At 67.9% G+C, this 16,808-nt stretch carries 14 protein-coding genes; 9 read left to right on the plus strand and 5 right to left on the minus strand.

Features of this window, described 5'->3' with window-relative positions; all coding sequences use genetic code 11:
* The first annotated feature begins 51 nt into the window (after window positions 1–51).
* Both dcd and AC0IZS_RS15525 read left to right on the plus strand, forming a co-directional pair.
* Window positions 52–624 carry a dCTP deaminase gene (gene dcd / locus AC0IZS_RS15520; RefSeq protein WP_471636421.1) on the plus strand — a complete coding sequence of 191 codons (573 nt, stop codon included), beginning with the start codon at window positions 52–54 and terminating at the stop codon, window positions 622–624.
* Window positions 625–768: 144 nt separating this feature from the next.
* Entirely contained in the window at window positions 769–1,101 is a 333-nt protein-coding gene (locus AC0IZS_RS15525) for a hypothetical protein (RefSeq protein WP_471636422.1), read from the plus strand.
* Here the strand turns inward: AC0IZS_RS15525 and AC0IZS_RS15530 are convergent.
* From AC0IZS_RS15530 to pcp, 3 genes are read right to left on the minus strand one after another with little or no spacing between them, the layout of a single operon-like run.
* Complete coding sequence (locus AC0IZS_RS15530) at window positions 1,044–2,750, minus strand: sensor domain-containing diguanylate cyclase (RefSeq protein WP_471636423.1); 1,707 nt, start codon at window positions 2,748–2,750, stop codon at window positions 1,044–1,046. The genes AC0IZS_RS15525 and AC0IZS_RS15530 overlap by 58 nt on opposite strands.
* Entirely contained in the window at window positions 2,747–3,751 is a 1,005-nt protein-coding gene (locus AC0IZS_RS15535; protein WP_471636424.1) for a delta(1)-pyrroline-2-carboxylate reductase family protein, read from the minus strand. Before AC0IZS_RS15535 ends, AC0IZS_RS15530 begins: the two co-directional genes overlap by 4 nt.
* 52 nt (window positions 3,752–3,803) lie before the next feature.
* Window positions 3,804–4,478: a pyroglutamyl-peptidase I gene (gene pcp / locus AC0IZS_RS15540; protein ID WP_471636425.1), complete on the minus strand. Its 675-nt coding sequence runs from the start codon at window positions 4,476–4,478 to the stop codon at window positions 3,804–3,806.
* Between the two features lie 124 nt (window positions 4,479–4,602).
* On the opposite strand from pcp, the gene ypfJ reads away from it, so the two are divergent.
* The 3 genes from ypfJ (at window position 4,603) to AC0IZS_RS15555 (ending at window position 9,339) form a co-directional block, all read left to right on the plus strand.
* The gene (ypfJ, locus tag AC0IZS_RS15545) at window positions 4,603–5,487 is read left to right on the plus strand and encodes a KPN_02809 family neutral zinc metallopeptidase (RefSeq protein ID WP_471636426.1); all 885 of its coding nucleotides are present in this window, start codon (window positions 4,603–4,605) and stop codon (window positions 5,485–5,487) included.
* Between the two features lie 56 nt (window positions 5,488–5,543).
* Window positions 5,544–7,658 carry a SulP family inorganic anion transporter gene (locus tag AC0IZS_RS15550; RefSeq protein WP_471636427.1) on the plus strand — a complete coding sequence of 705 codons (2,115 nt, stop codon included), beginning with the start codon at window positions 5,544–5,546 and terminating at the stop codon, window positions 7,656–7,658.
* Between the two features lie 160 nt (window positions 7,659–7,818).
* Window positions 7,819–9,339, plus strand: a complete 1,521-nt coding sequence (locus AC0IZS_RS15555; RefSeq protein ID WP_471636428.1) for a DEAD/DEAH box helicase — start codon at window positions 7,819–7,821, stop codon at window positions 9,337–9,339.
* A gap of 173 nt (window positions 9,340–9,512) precedes the next feature.
* Here the strand turns inward: AC0IZS_RS15555 and AC0IZS_RS15560 are convergent, their stop codons facing one another.
* Window positions 9,513–10,355: a symmetrical bis(5'-nucleosyl)-tetraphosphatase gene (locus AC0IZS_RS15560; protein ID WP_471636429.1), complete on the minus strand. Its 843-nt coding sequence runs from the start codon at window positions 10,353–10,355 to the stop codon at window positions 9,513–9,515.
* Window positions 10,356–10,376: 21 nt separating this feature from the next.
* Between AC0IZS_RS15560 and AC0IZS_RS15565 the strand changes: the two genes are divergently transcribed.
* Together AC0IZS_RS15565 and AC0IZS_RS15570 are read left to right on the plus strand one after the other, a co-directional pair.
* Window positions 10,377–11,681: a hemolysin family protein gene (locus AC0IZS_RS15565; RefSeq protein ID WP_471636430.1), complete on the plus strand. Its 1,305-nt coding sequence runs from the start codon at window positions 10,377–10,379 to the stop codon at window positions 11,679–11,681.
* A gap of 137 nt (window positions 11,682–11,818) precedes the next feature.
* The gene (locus AC0IZS_RS15570; protein WP_471639534.1) at window positions 11,819–12,109 is read left to right on the plus strand and encodes an H-NS histone family protein; all 291 of its coding nucleotides are present in this window, start codon (window positions 11,819–11,821) and stop codon (window positions 12,107–12,109) included.
* A gap of 137 nt (window positions 12,110–12,246) precedes the next feature.
* Here AC0IZS_RS15570 and AC0IZS_RS15575 read toward each other — a convergent pair whose 3' ends face one another.
* A complete protein-coding gene (locus AC0IZS_RS15575) occupies window positions 12,247–13,122 on the minus strand; it encodes a helix-turn-helix domain-containing protein (RefSeq protein WP_471636431.1) in 876 nt (291 codons plus the stop codon).
* A gap of 117 nt (window positions 13,123–13,239) precedes the next feature.
* On the opposite strand from AC0IZS_RS15575, the gene AC0IZS_RS15580 reads away from it, so the two are divergent.
* Both AC0IZS_RS15580 and AC0IZS_RS15585 read left to right on the plus strand, forming a co-directional pair.
* Window positions 13,240–13,647 (plus strand): hypothetical protein, encoded by a 408-nt coding sequence (locus AC0IZS_RS15580; RefSeq protein ID WP_471636432.1) that lies wholly within the window; start codon window positions 13,240–13,242, stop codon window positions 13,645–13,647.
* A gap of 173 nt (window positions 13,648–13,820) precedes the next feature.
* Window positions 13,821–16,721 carry an aconitate hydratase gene (locus tag AC0IZS_RS15585; RefSeq protein WP_471636433.1) on the plus strand — a complete coding sequence of 967 codons (2,901 nt, stop codon included), beginning with the start codon at window positions 13,821–13,823 and terminating at the stop codon, window positions 16,719–16,721.
* Window positions 16,722–16,808 lie beyond the last annotated feature (87 nt).

Here is a 16,808-nt window from a genome sequence, read left to right on the forward strand (position 1 = left end):
CAGGGCGGTGATATGCGGCGGGCTCCTAGAATGTGGGCAGGAGTGAAGTCAATGAGCATCAAAAGCGACAAATGGATCCGCCGCATGGCGGCCGAGCACGGCATGATCGAGCCCTTCGAGCCCGGCCAGGTGCGCGAGGCCGAAGGCCGCAAGATCATCAGCTATGGCACCAGCAGCTATGGCTACGACATCCGCTGTGCGCCGGAATTCAAGGTCTTCACCAACATCCACAGCACGGTGGTGGACCCGAAGAACTTCGACGAAAAGAGTTTTGTCGACTTCCATGGTGACAGCTGCATCATCCCGCCCAACAGCTTTGCCCTGGCGCGCACGGTCGAGTACTTCCGCATCCCGCGCAATGTGCTCACCATCTGCCTGGGCAAGAGCACCTACGCGCGCTGCGGCATCATCGTCAACGTGACCCCGTTCGAGCCCGAGTGGGAGGGCTATGTGACGCTGGAGTTCTCCAACACCACGCCGCTGCCGGCACGCATCTATGCAGGCGAGGGCTGCGCGCAGGTGCTGTTCTTCGAAAGCGATCCGGACGACGTCTGCGAGGTCTCGTACAAGGACCGTGGCGGCAAGTACCAGGGCCAGGTGGGTGTCACCCTGCCAAAGGCCTGAACCCCCTGCCGATGTTCGGCCCACCGCCCGGTGGTGCCGTCCTACAAGGGCAATGCGCATCGACTGAAGTGCAAGCGTTGGTAAGCGCCGTAGCATGGGTGCATGCCTGCGGATGTTCGCAGGGTCCGTGTGAAGGAGTCCAACATGATCGACTTTGTTGAACCGTCCGCACCCCGCGCCACGGCGGGTGCCGACCTGCCCAGCGTGCCCACTCCCCGCCATGACGACCATGGTGAGGCCGACATCCACTATTGGCCCTGCGAGGTGCTGGATGCCTTCATCCTGCACATGGCCAAGCGCGGCCACTGCGTGAACACGGCCATGATGCTGGGCCACCCACCCTATGCGCAGCAGCAACTGGCCACGGCGCGCCTGCACCATGACGGCGAACTGGATGAGCTCGCGAACCGCCTGGGTGACTATTTCGGCGGCGATTCGGCGCACACCCTGTTGCGGCCCTGGCCCTTGGCTTCATAAAGCGCGGTATCGCTTCGGCGCAGCATCTCGTGGGCGTTGTCCTGCCCACCACCCAGGCTGGAGATGCCAGCGCTGACCGTGATTCGTCCCACCAGCGGGTCTTCCTGCGCGGCCATGCCGTCCACGATGGACTGGGCGATGGCGCGGGCACCTTCCAGGTCGGTGTCTGGCAGCACCACGGCAAACTCTTCCCCGCCCATCCGTGCGATCACGTCGGACGCGTGCAGGCGTTGCTGCAGCGTCAGCGCCAGTCGGCGCAGCACTTCGTCACCCGCTTCGTGCCCAAAACTGTCGTTCACGCGCTTGAAATGGTCCACGTCCACGGAGATCAGGCTCAGGGGCCGGCCACTGCGGCGTGCCAGGGCCAGCGCAAACTCCATCCGGCTTTCGAAGCCCCGGCGGTTGAGCAGACCGGTGAGCGCGTCGGTACGGGCCTGCAGGTCCAGTGCGCGGTTGGCGGCTTGCAATTCCAGGGTGCGCAGGCGCACCTGGTCCTCCATGGCTTCGTGGGCCCCCATGAGGCGCTGTGTCATGCCGCTCAGTGCCGATGACAGCTGGTGCACCTCGCGGTTGCGGGTGACGAGTGGAATGGTGGCTCCCGGCTTGCCTGACTCCACGAGGCTGGCGGCATCGGCCAGAACGTAAAGGTCTTCGCTCAGGCGGCGGGCCGCAAACCATGCCAGGGCAGCGGCCAGCACGGCTACGAGCAAACCGATCACCACGGCCATGTGTACCGCCCGGTCGGCGTCCGCAAACGCGATTTCCACGGGTTCCCGGGCCACGATGTGCCAGCCCAGGTCGCTCGGGGCGTTGCGGGCTTCCATGCGCACACTGGCGGTGAGGTACCTCTTTCCATCGGCCCACTGCACCACGCTCGCGGGCCGGGCGCCTGACTCCCGGGTGGCCACCGTCAGCGGCACGGGCAGGCGCTGATCGCGGGTTTCGAGCTGGCTGCGGTACTCCTGGGGCGAAAAGATAAGCTTGCCCGCGCGGTCGAAGACGAACAGGTCCACCGAGGCGCCCTGGATCCCGATGGGGGCCAGGCTTTGCAGCACCTCGCGCGTCCACTCCCAGCTGCCATGCATGCCCAGCACGCCCAGCGTCGTCTGGCCCGTGCGGATGGGGGCGGCGAAGTCCACGAAACGGTAGGGTTCGCCCGAGGCGTTGGGCGGCAGCAGCTTCTCCAGCAGTTTGGCCGGATGCACGTCGCCCACATGCAGTTCCTGCAGGCCGGCGACGAACCAGGGGCGCTCGCGCACGTTGTGGCCTTCCAGAAGTCCCTTGGTGGCCGCGCGCACCACGCCCTGGGTATCGGCCACGCCGATCCACAGGCTGTGCGGGTCGATGGCCTGGCTGCGCGCCAGCAACTGGCGCACCTCGACCGAGTCGAGGCCGCGCTCCCACATGCCCGGCGCATCGGCCAGCACCTGCACCACCCGGCTGCGTTCGAGCAAGCCCTGGGCGAGCTGCCGGCTGGCATTGTCGGCCACGGTGTGCAGCGCGTGGCTGGCGTCGCGCTGTACGCGCAGCTTGAGCAGTTCGCCGAAACCCAGGGACAGCAGCACGGCCAGCCCGATCACCAGCAGCGCAAATACCAATGAGATCTGCGTGCGCAGGCTCTGGCCGCGAAAGCGGGTGGGGGGGCTCATGGGGTGCCGCTCCCCGGCTGGGAATGTGCTCCTGATCCCGTGTTTCCGCCCATGTCCGAATGCCGGGTGCTGGTGGCGCGCAGCACCAGGCGGGCAGCCGCCAGGTCCCAGCCTGCCCAGCCGCAGCTCTTGAACAGCACGGGCCCGGTGCGGGCGCGCGCGCCTTGCCGCACCACGTCCTGCAGCGTGGGCAGGCGCGCCACATCCAGCCCGGCCTGCAGCAGGTCGCCGGCCTCGTGCCCGGCATCGGCCGTATCGACCACCACCGTGCCATGCTGCGCCATCCACTGGCACAGCCCGGGCGACAGCTCTGCCATGGCAGGGGTGTAGGCGCCGACCGCCGCGATGAAGGCATCGGGCCGGGGCTGGGCGCTCAGGACCACGGCCGTGCCCGGGGTGCATGCGGCCACCAGAGGGCAGTGCGCCATGGCCGCGTCGGCGTCCTGCACCACCCGGGCCTTTGCGCCGAGGGCGCGGGCCGCTTGCGCCAGGGCCTCGGCACTGGCCGCGCTGCGCGATGCCACCCAGACCTCGCGCACACCCAGCACTTCCACAAAGGCCTGCACATGCGCCAGGCCTTGCACGCCGGCACCCACCACCAGCAGCGGGCCCTGCGGCACCGGCGCCAGGCGCTGCGCTGCCAGCAACGAGACGGCGGCCGTGCGGCGCGCCGTAACGGTGGGGCCGTCCAGCACCACGCGGCGCTGGCCGGTGGCTACATCGAACACCACCACATCGCCCTGGATGGTGGGCTGGCCGCGCGCCGCATTGCCGGGGGTGAGGGTGATCAGCTTGGCCATGGCGACCGTGCGGTCGCTGGCCGGCATCACGAACAGGCTGGCGCCGCCTGCCAGCGCCAGCACGCTGCGGGGCGGCACCTGGATGCCGTCGTCCACCAGCAGGGCGGCTATTTCATCGGCCAGCGCTGTCCAGTCCAGCAGGTCGGCGGTGGCCTGGGGCCCCAGGGTGGCGGAGGGTTCAGAAAGCGGGGCGGGGCGCATACCGGGACTGTACACAGCATGCGCGGCCGGTGGCACAGGGCGTACCCGGCGGTCAGTGGGTGGCGCCCGCGCCCAGGACGATGTCTTGCCGGGCGAGGACGGCCGCCCACAGCGCGGCGTGCAGGCCGCGCACCATGTCGCGCAGCGCCAGGTGGGGCGCGCCCTGCCCGGGCAGCCAGGGCACGTGCATGAAGCCGCCGCGCATGCCGGCAGCGCCCTCGGTAGCCAGCAGGTGCATGAGGCCGTAGAGCACGTGGTTGCAGACGAAGGTGCCGGCGGTCTGCGACACCTCGCAGGGCACGCCCGCGCGCTGCACCGCCCGGAGCATGGCCTTGATGGGCAGGCTGGCGAAGTAGGCCGCCGCGCCGCCCGGCACGATGGCCGTGTCGATGGGCTGGGCGCCCCGGTTGTCGGGGATGCGCGCGTCGTCCACGTTGATGCCGATGCGCTCGATCGACAAGGCCGCCCGGCCACCGGCCTGCCCCAGGCACACGGTGAGGGCGGGGCGCAGTTGCCGGTGCAGGGCAGCGAGGCGCTCCAGGGCCTGGCCGAACACGGTGGGCAGTTGCGCCGAGACCACAGTATGCCCGCCGATGCGCTGGCCCTGCAGCGCCTTGGCCAGCAGCCAGCTGGGGTTGATGGCATCGCCGCCGAAGGGGTCGAAGCCCGTGAGCAGGATGACAGGGTTGCTGGCGGCGCAGGGCAGGTGGTGGGGATGGGGCAGCATGGGGGGGCGCGAAAGCCTGCATGGTAGCGCGCCGGTTTCCTACCTGCATCGGGTGTTCGCGAGGGCGCGCCGCGCGTAACATGCTGTCCATGCCCCCATCCGGTGAGGCGCTGGAGAATCGACGATGAAATGGGAAGGCAATCGGGAATCCGACAACGTGGAGGACCGCCGGGGTGGCGGGGGTGGTGGTGGCGGTTCGCCCATCTTCGGCGGGCGCAGCATCGGCATCGGCACCATCGTGATTGCGCTGGTGGGCGGCTGGGTGCTGGGCATCAACCCACTGACCATCCTGGGCCTGCTCAGCGGCGGTGGCCCGCCCGCGCAGGTGCAGCAGCAACAGGGACCGGCACAACGCCCCCCGGCGGACGACACCATGGCGCGCTTCGTCTCCACGGTGCTGGCCGATACCGAGGACGTGTGGCAGGCCGTGTTCCGCCAGGGTGGCGGCACCTACCAGGAGCCCCGGCTGGTGCTGTTCCGGGGCTCCACGCCCACGGCCTGTGGTGCGGGCCAGGCGGCCATGGGGCCGTTCTACTGCCCGGCCGACCAGAAGGTGTACATCGACCTGGGCTTTTACGAAACCCTCAAGAACCGCCTGGGCGCACCCGGCGACTTCGCCCAGGCCTACGTGATCGCGCACGAGGTTGGCCACCATGTGCAGAACCTGCTGGGCATCAGCGGCAAGATGGACCAGATGCGCGGCCGCGTGAGCAAGACCGAGTACAACGCCCTGTCCGTGCGGCTGGAACTGCAGGCCGACTGCTTTGCCGGCGTGTGGGCGCACCACGCGCAGTCCGCTCGCAAGATACTGGAGCAGGGCGATGTGGAAGAGGCCATGAACGCGGCTGCCAAGATCGGCGACGATGCCTTGCAGCGCGCCGGTGGCGGCCAGGTGGTGCCCGAAAGCTTCACCCATGGCAGCAGCGCCCAGCGCCAGCGCTGGTTCAACAACGGCCTGCAGAACGGCAGCGTCAAGGGCTGTGACACCTTCTCCGCCCGCACTCTGTGATGGGCGCTGAGCCGTCCTCCTCAGTGGTTCGCGGGGGGACGGCTGGCGCCGGGCCCGTGGCGTCGCCGCCCTCGGGGGCGGCCGCGGCCTGGTCGGCGGCTGCCGTCACGGTGCCCCATGCCGTGGGCCTGGGGCTGCTGGCCTTTGCGCCGCTGGCGGGCGGCTATTCGCTGGCGGCCCTGGCCTTGTGGTCGGCCGCCTTGCCCGGCCTGCTGCTCACGGTGCTGGCACCGCGCCCTGGCGTGGTCTACGCGCCGACCACCGTGGTGGCCCTGCTGTTCGCTGCCGTGGTGGCCACGGCCCATGGCGCGGCGGGCACCCTGGGCCTCACGGCGCGCCAGGTGCTGGCGGTGAGCGGTGCCACGGTGGCGCTGGCTTTCGGCTTCCAGTGGCTGCTGGGCGTGTTGCGGCTGGCCTCGGTGGCGCGTTTCCTGCCGATTTCTGTGACCCATGGCTTTGCCGCCGGCGTGGGCCTGTCCATGGTCGTGGGCCAGTTGCGCAATGGCCTGGGTGCTGGCGCCGGGTGGGGCTGGGACCTGCGTACCTTGTGGCACGCCGTGGCCGCCCTCGCGGTGGTGGGCCTGGCGGTGCTGCTGCGCCGGCGCTGGCCGCGCATGCCGGGTCTGCTCACGGCCGTGGTGCTGGTGGCACTGGCCGTGGCCGTGGCGGGCCTGTGGGGTGTGGGCATGGGCAACGTGTTCGCCCCGGCCGTCAGCCAGAGCGCCTTTGCGGGGCCGCTGTGGCCCGACTGGACGGGCATTCCCTGGCTGGAACTGGCGCACCGGCACGGCTCGGCGCTGGTGGTGCTGGCCCTGCTGATGGCCCTGGTCAACAGCCTGGAGATCCTGGTCTTCAACCAGGAGCTGGAGCTCGACCACGGCCTGCGCGGCAACCCCAACCAGGCGCTGCGGCGCGAGAGCCTGCTGGGCGTGCTGTGTGGCCTGGTGGGCATGATCCCCGCGTCCACCAGTGCCTCGCGCTCGCGCATCGTGCTGGCGCAGGCCGGTGCCTCGGCCAGCGCGCCGCGCTGGCATGCCGGCATCATGCTGGTGGTGGCCTTCACGGGCGCCTGGTGGCTGCACTGGGTGCCCATGGCCTGCCTGGCCGGCGGGCTGGTGCTGGCCGGGCTGATGCAGGTGCCCGGCCTGCTGTGGTCACCAGGCTATGCGCGCCGCTCCAGTGTGACCTGGGCGCAAAGCTGGCTGGTGGCGCTGGTGTTCGCCATCCTGGGTGGTGTCGGGGCGCTGGTGGCCGGTCTGGTGGTGGCCACCTTCGTGCTGTTGCGCGATTCGGCCTCCAAGGTGCTGCGCCATGTGCGGCTGGACGGGCAACTGCGTTCGCGCCGCCTGCGCCGTGCGGGCTCCGACACCTGGCTGGCCCCGCGCATGAACCAGGTCGCGGTGTTCGAACTGCAGGGCGTGATGTCCTTCGGCGTGGCCGCGCACCTGGCCGAGCAGGTGCGGCTGATGCTGCAGCCCCGCCACCGCTGGGTGGTGCTGGATGCCAGCCGCGTGCCGGCCTGGGACAGCACCGCCCTGGCGCAGTTGCGGGCCCTGGTGCGCGACCTCGGCCAGCAGGGCGTGGCCTGCGCCGTGGCCGCGCTCGACCGCGTGGCGGCCGAGCACGTGGGCCCCGGCGTGCGCTGCTTCGCCGACGGCGACCGGGCCCTGGAATGGGCCGAGGCGGCCATCCTGGCCGAGCGGCCCGAGAACGAAAGACCCGTCTATCCCGAGCAGGATCGGCTCGGCGAAATCGGCGAGGGCATGGCCGCCGAGGCCCGGTTGGCGCTGGAAGCGGTGCTGGAGGCGCTACCCATGGCGGCCCACGGTGTGGTATTCAACGCTGGCGATACCGACCGCGACCTGCTGGTCGTGCAGTCGGGCCACATCACGCTCGTGACCCAGTGGCCGCCCGAGCGCGGTCTGCGCCTGGCCACCGTGGGGCCGGGCATGGCGTTCGGGGAGATGGCTTTTCTCAACGGCGCGGCCCGCACGGCCAGCGCCGGGGCCGAATTGGGGCCTGCGCAACTGGCGCGGCTCTCGCGCGCGCACTTCGACGCCTGGGCGCACCGCTACCCCGAGGCGGCGCTCACGGTGATGAACAACATCGCCCAGATCGGAGCCCGCCGTCTGGCGGTGACCACGCGCCAGCTGCGCGCGGTGCTGGAGTGAATTCCTGAATATTGCCATCTGTGAATTGATGGTTATTGTTTTGGTGCTATCGAATTAAAAGCACCAAAGCCAGTCCTCTGGCGGCATGGCTCGGTGAATACACCCTTGCTTACCACCCCCATGGTGTGTTTGGGCCACCGGTGCGACAATAGAGGGCTAAATGACAAGTTCTTTTTCCAATCTATCGCTGGCCGAGCCGCTCTCGCGCGCCGTGGCCGAAATGGGCTACGAGTCCATGACGCCCATCCAGGAGCAGGCCATTCCGGTCGTGCTCACCGGCCAGGACGTGATGGGCGCAGCCCAGACCGGCACCGGCAAGACGGCCGCGTTCTCGCTGCCACTGCTGCAGCGCCTGCTCAAGCACGAGAGCAGTTCCACCTCCCCGGCCCGCCACCCCGTGCGTGCGCTGGTGCTGCTGCCCACGCGTGAACTGGCCGACCAGGTCGCCCAGCAGATCGCGCTGTACGCCAAGTACACCAAGCTGCGCAGCACCGTGGTGTTTGGCGGCATGGACATGAAGCCCCAGACCCTGGAGCTCAAGAAGGGTGTCGAGGTGCTGGTGGCCACGCCCGGCCGCCTGCTGGACCACATCGAGGCCAAGAACGCGGTGCTCAACCAGGTCGAGTACGTGGTGCTCGACGAGGCCGACCGCATGCTGGACATCGGTTTCCTGCCCGACCTGCAGCGCATCCTGTCCTACCTGCCCAAGCAGCGCACCACGCTGCTGTTCTCGGCCACGTTCTCGCCCGAGATCAAGCGCCTGGCCAGCAGCTACCTGCAAAACCCCATCACCATCGAGGTGGCCCGCCCCAACGAGACGGCCTCCACGGTGGAGCAGCGCTTCTACAGCGCCAACGACGATGACAAGCGCCGTGCCATCCACCAGGTGCTCAAGACCCGGGGCATCAAGCAGGCCTTCATCTTCGTCAACAGCAAGCTCGGTTGCGCCCGCCTGGCGCGCAGCCTGGAGCGCGAAGGCCTCAAGACCACCGCGCTGCACGGCGACAAGAGCCAGGACGAGCGCCTGAAAGCCCTGGAGGCCTTCAAGAAGGGCGAAGTCGATCTGCTGGTGTGTACCGACGTGGCCGCCCGCGGCCTCGATATCAAGGACGTGCCGGCGGTGTTCAACTTCGACGTGCCCTTCAACGCCGAAGACTACGTGCACCGCATCGGCCGCACGGGCCGTGCCGGCGCCTCGGGCCTGGCGGTCACGCTGGTGTCGGGCAGCGATGCCCGCCTGGTGGCCGACATCGAGAAGCTCATCAAGAAGAAGATCGAGCTCGAAGCCATCGAGTACGACGAAGACCAGCCCCGTGGCCGCATCAACGACGGCCGCCGTGCCTGGCGCGAAGCGGGTGAGACCGGCGATGGCCGCGACGCCATTGCCTCCCCCGGCCCGCGCCGTGAGCGCGAACGTGAGCACCGCCCTGGTCGTGAAACCCGCGAGCCGCGCGAGCAGCACCGGGGCTTCCGCCCCGCAGTGGCATCGCGCGACCCGTTCTTTGAAAAGCCCTACGAATCCAGCGCGGCTGCCGATGCAGCCCCCGCCTGGGAATCCGCCAAGTCTGCGCCGCGCAGCAGCGTGTCGGCCAACATCAAGCCCAAGCGCAAGGTGGCGGCGCTGTTCAAGGCGGCCGCCCCAGTCGCCGCCGACCAGGCGCAGGCCGTCACCGCCGACTGAAGCGCAGGTCGGGGCGGTGAGAGCGGCTAACAGAACTCAGCGAAGCGGTTCTGGCTAGGCGCTGCGTCGCAGGCAGTACGAGTAGTACGACAAGACGCGGCAACGACGCCAGAAGAGTTTTGTTAGCCGCTCTGAATGCTTAAAGGGCTGCTTCGGCAGCCCTTGTCACACCATCATCCTGGTTGCTGTGACTGCTCACAGTGCACCTGCAGCAGTTCGCGGTCGGCCAGCGTGGCGCCAAAGCGCATGGCACTCAGGCAACCGCCCCAGACACAGCCCGTGTCCAGCGCCAGGGTGTCCGGTCGGTCGAGCAGGCCGAGCGTGGACCAGTGCCCGAACGCCACCAGCGTACCAGCCGCCTGCCGGCCCGGTACATCGAACCAGGGCATCAGGCCCTCGGGGGGCTTCTCCGCGCTCTCGGTGCTCTCGAAATCCATCACCCCGACTGCCGAGCAAAAGCGCAGCCGTGTCATGGCGTTGACGATGGTGCGCAGCCGGTCCATGCCGGTGAGCGCCGGATCCCAGCGGTCCGAGCCGTTGCCGTACATCTGGTTCAGGAAATCCGGCAGGCCCGGGCCGCGCAGCACCTCCTGCACCTCACCGGCCAGCGCCAGCGCTTCGTCCGCCGTCCATGCCGGCAGCAGGCCGGCATGCACCATGGCCAGGCGTTCGCCAGCATGCACATGCAAGCGCATGAGCGGCTGCTGGCGCAGCCAGCCGAGCATGGCATGGCGGTCATCCGCTTCAAGCACCTGGCCCAGCGTGTCCTTGCGCGAGGGCTTGCGCGCCCCGTGCGCCGCGGCCAGCAGGTGCAGGTCGTGGTTGCCCAGCAGCGGGCGCAGCGCATCGCCTGCGCCCATGCAGCGGCGCAGCACGGCCGCCGATTCAGGCCCCCGGTTCACCAGGTCGCCCAGCAGGTAGACCGTGTCGCGGCTCGCGGAAAAGCCGATCTCGTCCAGAAGGCGGCCGAGCGCGCTGTCGCAACCCTGGATATCGCCAATACAGTAAAGTGCCATCGTGTTCCTATGCCTTGAATCATGGATTTTCTGCTGATTGCGCTGCTCACGCTGCTCAATGGCGTATTTGCCATGTCCGAGCTGGCATTGGCATCGAGCCGCAAGTCGCGCCTGGCGGCCCTCGCGGCCGAGGGGGACAAGGGGGCGCAGGCCGCCCTCGAACTGCTGGACAACCCGACGCAGTTCCTTTCCTCGGTGCAGGTGGGTATCACCTCCATCGGCATGCTCAACGGCATCATCGGCGAGGCCGCCTTCAGCGACGACCTGGGGCGCTGGCTGCAGATGCTGGGCGCGCCCGAGCGGGCTGCAGGCATCACCGCCACGGCACTGGTGGTCACGGCCATTACCTTCATCACCATCGTTTTTGGCGAACTGGTGCCCAAGCGCATCGGCCAGCTCTACCCGGAAACCGTGGCCCGCCTGGTGGCCCGCCCCATGGCCTGGGTGGCCCTGGCGGCCAAGCCCTTCGTGCGCCTGCTGTCGCTGTCCACCCAGGGCGTGCTGGGCCTGCTGCGCATCGACAACAACGCCGGCCGCGCCGTGACGGAGGAGGAGATCGTGGCCAGCCTGGAGGAGGGGCGCGATGCCGGTGTGATCGAGCACCACGAGCACCAGATGGTGCGCAACGTGTTCCGCCTCGATGACCGGCCACTGACCTCGCTGATGGTGCCGCGCACGGATCTGCAGTGGCTCGACGCGCGGCTGAGCGTGGCCGAAGGCCTGCAGATGGCGGGCACCGGTGGCGGGCACGGTGCCCATTCCTGGTATCCGGTGTGCCGCGGGTCGCTCGATGAGGTGGTGGGTCTGGTCAGTGTGGCGCGTCTGCTGGAGCTGGGGGTGGAGGCCCCAGGCTCCATTGAGCAGTACGCGCTGCCGGCGGCCTTCCTGCCCGAAACGCTGAGCGGGATGGAGCTGCTTGAGCAGTTCCGCGCGCGCTCCGGCCGCATGGTCTTCGTGGTGGATGAATACGGCGTGGTGCAGGGCATCATGACGCCGCGCGATCTGCTGGAGGCGATTACCGGAGAGCTCCAGCCTGGCGCGGCCACCGACGCCTGGGCCACGCAGCGCGAGGATGGCGCATGGTTGCTCGACGGCCTGATGCCGGTCAATGAACTCAAGGCGCGCCTGGATATTCGCGATTTACCTGGGGAGGAGCGGGGCCGTTACAACACGCTCGCAGGATTGCTGATGGCCGAATCAGGCCATTTGCCCGGGGTGGGCGAGCGCATTGCCTGTGCAGGGTGGATATTCGAGGTGCTGGGCCTGGAGGGCAAGAGAATCGACAGGGTATTGGCGCAAATGGACCATCCCGACCAGTCCGGCTGATTACCTGGATGCAGGGATCTATTTTCACCAAGGGCTTGTTTCAACAGCCTGTCACGAATTTTTTGACAAACACAGCAAAGTTTGCCCATTATTCCTATAATGGGGCCTCCTTTGTCCACCCAGCAGTCCAACATACCATGACAACCAGCTATAAAGAACTCCTCAAGCAACGCGAAGCCCTGGAACAGCAAATCGGTGAAGCGCGCAAGCGTGAGCTGTCGGATGCGGTGTCACAGGTGCGCGCTCTGGTGGCGGAGTTTGGTCTGACCGCACAGGACGTGTTCCCCAGTGGCCGCGCACGCAGCGCCAGTGCGGGCACCAAGGTGGCTCCCAAGTACCGTGACCCAGCCACCGGGCAGACCTGGACGGGCCGTGGCAAGGCACCCAAGTGGATTCAAAACGAAAACCGCGAGAAATTCGCCATTTGATGGGTTGAATCATTGATTGCAGGGCGGCCCTTTGCCGGGCCGCATAAAAAAAGCCCGCAGCCGCGGGCTTTTTGCATGGCGCGCACCCTGTGGGGCTGGTCGGATGGCGCTGCACAGGGCGCATCGGCCGGCACCGCTCAGAGAGGGGCTGCAGCGATCTCGCGCAATACCTGGGCCGTGAATTCGTCGGCCGGAAAGAATGATTCCACGGCCAGTTCCTGCAGGGTCACGTCCACCGGGGTTCCAAATATGGTGGTGGTGCTGATAAACGAAAGCGTTCCCCGTGCGCTTTGAAAGCAGAACGGCATTACCACGCCCAGCAATTCCCCATCGAGCACCAGGGGGCTCGATTCCTCCGGCGCCGGATATTCCAGCAGTTCGGCCTGCAGTGCGATCAGCATCGGGTCGGCCGTGGCCTGTATCTGCTGGCGCAGGCGCTCGAACAGGTGGGCCCGCCACTGGGCCAGGTTGGCGATGTGCGGTGCCAGGCCTTTGGGGTGCAGGCTCAGACGGAACACATTCACCGGCCCTTCCAGCAGTTCGGGGCTCACATGGTTGGCCAGCAGCGCCTGGGCGGCGCGGTTGGTGGCCACCACGTTCCAGCAGCGGTCCAGTGCCAGCGCGGGGCAGGGCTCGTGCCCCTTGAGCACCAGCTCCACGGCTTGGCGAGCGGCTGCCAGGGCCGGGTCGTCCAGAGCGCGTTCGCGGTACATGGGCGCATAGCCCGCGGCCACCAGCAGGGCATTGCGCTCGCGCAGGGGAATCGACAGGCGCTCGCACAGGCGCAGCACCATCTCGCGGCTGGGGTTGGTGCGACCGGTTTCCATGAAGCTCACATGGCGGGTGGAGATATCCGCCTCGTCGGCCAGCTCCAGCTGGCTCAGGTGGCGCTGCTGGCGCCAGGTGCGCAGGTGGTCGCCGAAGGAGGCGGGACCCGGCGTGCTGCTGCGGTGGCCTGCGGCCGCAGGCCGGTGGGGCAGGGTGGGGCGTGGGGGGCGGTGGGTGCTGGTCATGCCCTGCATCCTAGGGCCTGTCGGCGTGCAGGCCATTACCTGGCATGTCATCGACGCGGCGCAGCCGGGCCGCAACCATGGAGGCTCTTTCAACCCGATCGATCCAAGGAGTCCACCATGTCCCTTCTGTCTTCCCCCTCGTTCCTGCGTGCCGTCGTCTGGTTCGATGCCGCCACCGGCGTGCTTCTCGCCGCCCTGCACCTGGCGCTGACCGACACGCTTGCAGGGTGGCTGGGCCTGCCGGCGGGGCTGGTCTCGGCCAGTGGCCTGGCGCTCATTGCCTATGCGGTCCTGGCCATGGCGATTGCCAGCCCGCGCAATATTCCCCGTGGCCTGCTGTGGCTGTTGATCGTGGGCAATGCCGCATGGGTCTTCGCGAGCCTGGCACTGCTCCTGTCCTCGGCCATCGCGCCCACGGTGTGGGGCCAGGCCTACCTGGTCGTGCATGTGGTGTCGGTGGGTCTGCTGGCCGAACTGCAATGGTTTGGCGTGCGCCGCCTGCCGTCGATGGCCGCTGCTGCCTGAAGGCCTGCACACGCATCGGCCACAGGGCCTGTGTTGCATAGGCCATGGGAGGGGGCTTCGGCCCCCTTTCGGCGTGTAGGCGGGCACCGCGTTCATGTGCTTTCATACCCCCACCGTTTCATCCGCCCCGCGGGACTGCCAGAATAGGCCTTGTCGCATCACAGGAGTCAGCCATGGCCACATCGACCAAGTCGTCGCCCCAGCCCGCCCGCCACGCGTTTGCCAACACGCTCAAGAACTTCACGACAGCTTCCGGCAAGACCGGGCAGTTCTATTCGCTCCCTGCGCTCGCCAAGGAGTATCCCTCCGTCAAGCGCCTTCCGGTGTCCATTCGCATCGTGCTCGAATCGGTGCTGCGCAATTGCGATGGCCGCAAGGTCACGGCCGAGCATGTGCGCCAGCTCGCGCACTGGGCGCCCACGGCCGAGCGCAAGGATGAGATTCCCTTTGTGGTCTCGCGCGTGGTGCTGCAGGATTTCACCGGCGTGCCGCTGCTGGCCGACCTGGCCGCCATGCGCAGCGTGGCCGCCAAGCTGGGCAAGAATCCCAAGAAGATCGAGCCCCTGGTGCCGGTGGACCTGGTGGTGGACCACTCCATCATGGTCGACTACTACGGCAAGAAGAATTCGCTCGACCTGAACATGAAGCTGGAGTTCCAGCGCAACCGTGAGCGCTACGAGTTCATGAAGTGGGGCATGCAGGCCTTCAGCACCTTCGGCGTCGTGCCACCGGGCTTCGGCATCGTGCATCAGGTGAACCTGGAGTATCTGGCGCGCGGCGTGCACAAGACCAAGGCAGGTGTGCACTACCCCGACACCCTGGTAGGCACCGACAGCCACACCACCATGATCAACGGCATCGGCGTGGTCGGCTGGGGTGTGGGCGGCATCGAGGCCGAGGCGGCCATGCTGGGTCAGCCCGTGTACTTCCTCACGCCCGACGTGGTGGGCTTTGAGATGACGGGCCAACTGCGCGAGGGCGTGACCGCCACCGACCTGGTGCTCACCGTGACCGAGTTGCTGCGCCAGCACAAGGTGGTGGGCAAGTTCGTCGAGTTCTTCGGCGAGGGCACGCGCACCCTGGCCTTGCCCGACCGGGCCACCATCGGCAACATGGCACCCGAATACGGCGCCACCATGGGCTTCTTCCCGGTGGACGAGAAGACCATCGACTACTTCCAGGGCACGGGCCGCACCAAGGCCGAGATCGAGGCCTTCGAGGCCTACTTCAAGGCCCAGGGCCTGTTCGGGGTGCCATTGGCCGGCGAGATCGATTACTCGCAGGTCGTCCGGCTCGACCTGGGCAGCGTCACGCCCAGCCTGGCCGGCCCCAAGCGGCCGCAGGACCGCATCGAGCTGGGCAAGGTCAGCAGCCAGTTCGTCGACCTGTTCAGCAAGCCCAATGCCGACAACGGCTTCAACCGCCCGGCCGAACTGCTGCACACCCGCCACCACATCCACCGCGGCCAGGAGGTGGTGCAGGAGGCCGCACCCAAGGACAAGCCCGCACCCGCGGGGGCCCCCCGTTCGGTGGCCGAGATGGAGGGCAACAAGCCCGCGCTGGCCACCGCCCATGCCGATGCGGCCGCAGCCATGCCCACCAAGGGGGCCGACCCTACGGTGGGCAATGGCGATGTGCTGATCGCCGCCATCACCAGCTGCACCAACACCTCCAACCCCAGCGTGCTGCTGGCCGCCGGCCTGCTGGCCAAGAAGGCGGTGGAGGCGGGCCTCAAGGTGCAGCCGCACATCAAGACTTCGCTGGCTCCCGGCTCGCGCATCGTCACCGACTACCTCACCGAGACCGGCCTGCTGCCCTACCTGGAGAAACTGGGCTTTGCGCTGGCCGGCTACGGCTGCACGACCTGCATCGGCAACGCGGGTGACCTCACGCCCGAACTCAACGAAGCCATCACTGGCAACGACTTGATCTGCGCGGCCGTGCTCTCGGGCAATCGCAACTTCGAGGCGCGCATCCACCCCAACCTCAAGGCCAACTTCCTGGCCAGCCCGCCCCTGGTCGTGGCCTATGCCATCGCCGGCACGGTGCTCAAGGACCTCATGACCGAGCCCGTGGGCAAGGGCAAGGGCGGCCGCGACATCTACCTGGGCGACATCTGGCCGAGCAGCGAGGAGGTGCACAAGCTCATGAAGTTCGCGATGAACGGCAAGGCCTTCCGTGAGAACTATGCCAAGGTCGCCACCGACCCCGGCAAGCTCTGGGAAAAGATCAAGGGTGTGAGCGGCAACTCCTACACCTGGCCGGCCAGCACCTACATCGCCGAGCCGCCGTTCTTCGCCAACTTCGCACTCGAGCAGGGTGCGGCGACGGCTTCTGCGGTGCATGGCGCGCGCATCATGGCGCTGTTCGGCGACTCCATCACCACCGACCACATCTCGCCCGCAGGCTCCATCAAGGCCACCTCGCCCGCCGGCCAGTGGCTGCAACTCAACGGCGTGCAGAAGGCCGACTTCAACAGCTACGGCGCGCGCCGCGGCAACCACGACGTGATGATGCGCGGCACCTTCGCCAACGTGCGCATCAAGAACCTCATGCTCCCGCCCACGGCCGATGGCTCGCGCGAAGAGGGCGGGGTGACGGTGTTCCAGAACGAGGGGCCTTTGCAGGGCGAGAAGATGTTCATCTTCGACGCCGCCATGCAGTACATGGCACAAAAAACGCCCACGGTGATCTTTGCCGGCGAGGAGTACGGCACCGGATCGAGCCGCGACTGGGCCGCCAAGGGTACGCAACTGCTGGGCATCAAGGCGGTGGTGGCGCGCAGTTTCGAGCGCATCCACCGCTCCAACCTGGTGGGCATGGGCGTGCTGCCCCTGCAGTTCAAGGGCACGGATTCGTGGGAGTCGCTGGGCCTGACGGGCAACGAAACCATCCATGTGCTGCCCGACCCGGCGCTCACGCCCCAGAGCGATGCCACCCTGGTGATCCGCCGGACCGACGGTTCCAGCCAGGATGTGGTGGTCACGCTGCGCATCGACACCCCCATCGAGGTGGACTACTACCAGGCGGGCGGCATTCTGCCGTTCGTGTTGCGCCAGCTGCTCGAAGGCTGAGAGGCTGAGAATCCTTCGTCCATACCCGCCTTGCACGCCAAAACACCCCGGATCGTCGTTGCAAATGCTCGCCATAGCCCGAGCTAT

It is taken from the genome of Acidovorax sp. AC410, assembly GCF_979253235.1.

Excerpts from the sequence above, each read along its gene's own strand:
- dcd (WP_471636421.1), top strand. The coding sequence starts at position 52 with ATGAGCATCAAAAGCGACAAATGGATCCGCCGCATGGCGGCCGAGCAC.
- AC0IZS_RS15525 (WP_471636422.1), top strand. The coding sequence starts at position 769 with ATGATCGACTTTGTTGAACCGTCCGCACCCCGCGCCACGGCGGGTGCC.
- AC0IZS_RS15530 (WP_471636423.1), bottom strand. The coding sequence starts at position 2,750 with ATGAGCCCCCCCACCCGCTTTCGCGGCCAGAGCCTGCGCACGCAGATC.
- AC0IZS_RS15535 (WP_471636424.1), bottom strand. The coding sequence starts at position 3,751 with ATGCGCCCCGCCCCGCTTTCTGAACCCTCCGCCACCCTGGGGCCCCAG.
- pcp (WP_471636425.1), bottom strand. The coding sequence starts at position 4,478 with ATGCTGCCCCATCCCCACCACCTGCCCTGCGCCGCCAGCAACCCTGTC.
- ypfJ (WP_471636426.1), top strand. The coding sequence starts at position 4,603 with ATGAAATGGGAAGGCAATCGGGAATCCGACAACGTGGAGGACCGCCGG.
- AC0IZS_RS15555 (WP_471636428.1), top strand. The coding sequence starts at position 7,819 with ATGACAAGTTCTTTTTCCAATCTATCGCTGGCCGAGCCGCTCTCGCGC.
- AC0IZS_RS15560 (WP_471636429.1), bottom strand. The coding sequence starts at position 10,355 with ATGGCACTTTACTGTATTGGCGATATCCAGGGTTGCGACAGCGCGCTC.
- AC0IZS_RS15565 (WP_471636430.1), top strand. The coding sequence starts at position 10,377 with ATGGATTTTCTGCTGATTGCGCTGCTCACGCTGCTCAATGGCGTATTT.
- AC0IZS_RS15570 (WP_471639534.1), top strand. The coding sequence starts at position 11,819 with ATGACAACCAGCTATAAAGAACTCCTCAAGCAACGCGAAGCCCTGGAA.
- AC0IZS_RS15575 (WP_471636431.1), bottom strand. The coding sequence starts at position 13,122 with ATGACCAGCACCCACCGCCCCCCACGCCCCACCCTGCCCCACCGGCCT.
- AC0IZS_RS15580 (WP_471636432.1), top strand. The coding sequence starts at position 13,240 with ATGTCCCTTCTGTCTTCCCCCTCGTTCCTGCGTGCCGTCGTCTGGTTC.
- AC0IZS_RS15585 (WP_471636433.1), top strand. The coding sequence starts at position 13,821 with ATGGCCACATCGACCAAGTCGTCGCCCCAGCCCGCCCGCCACGCGTTT.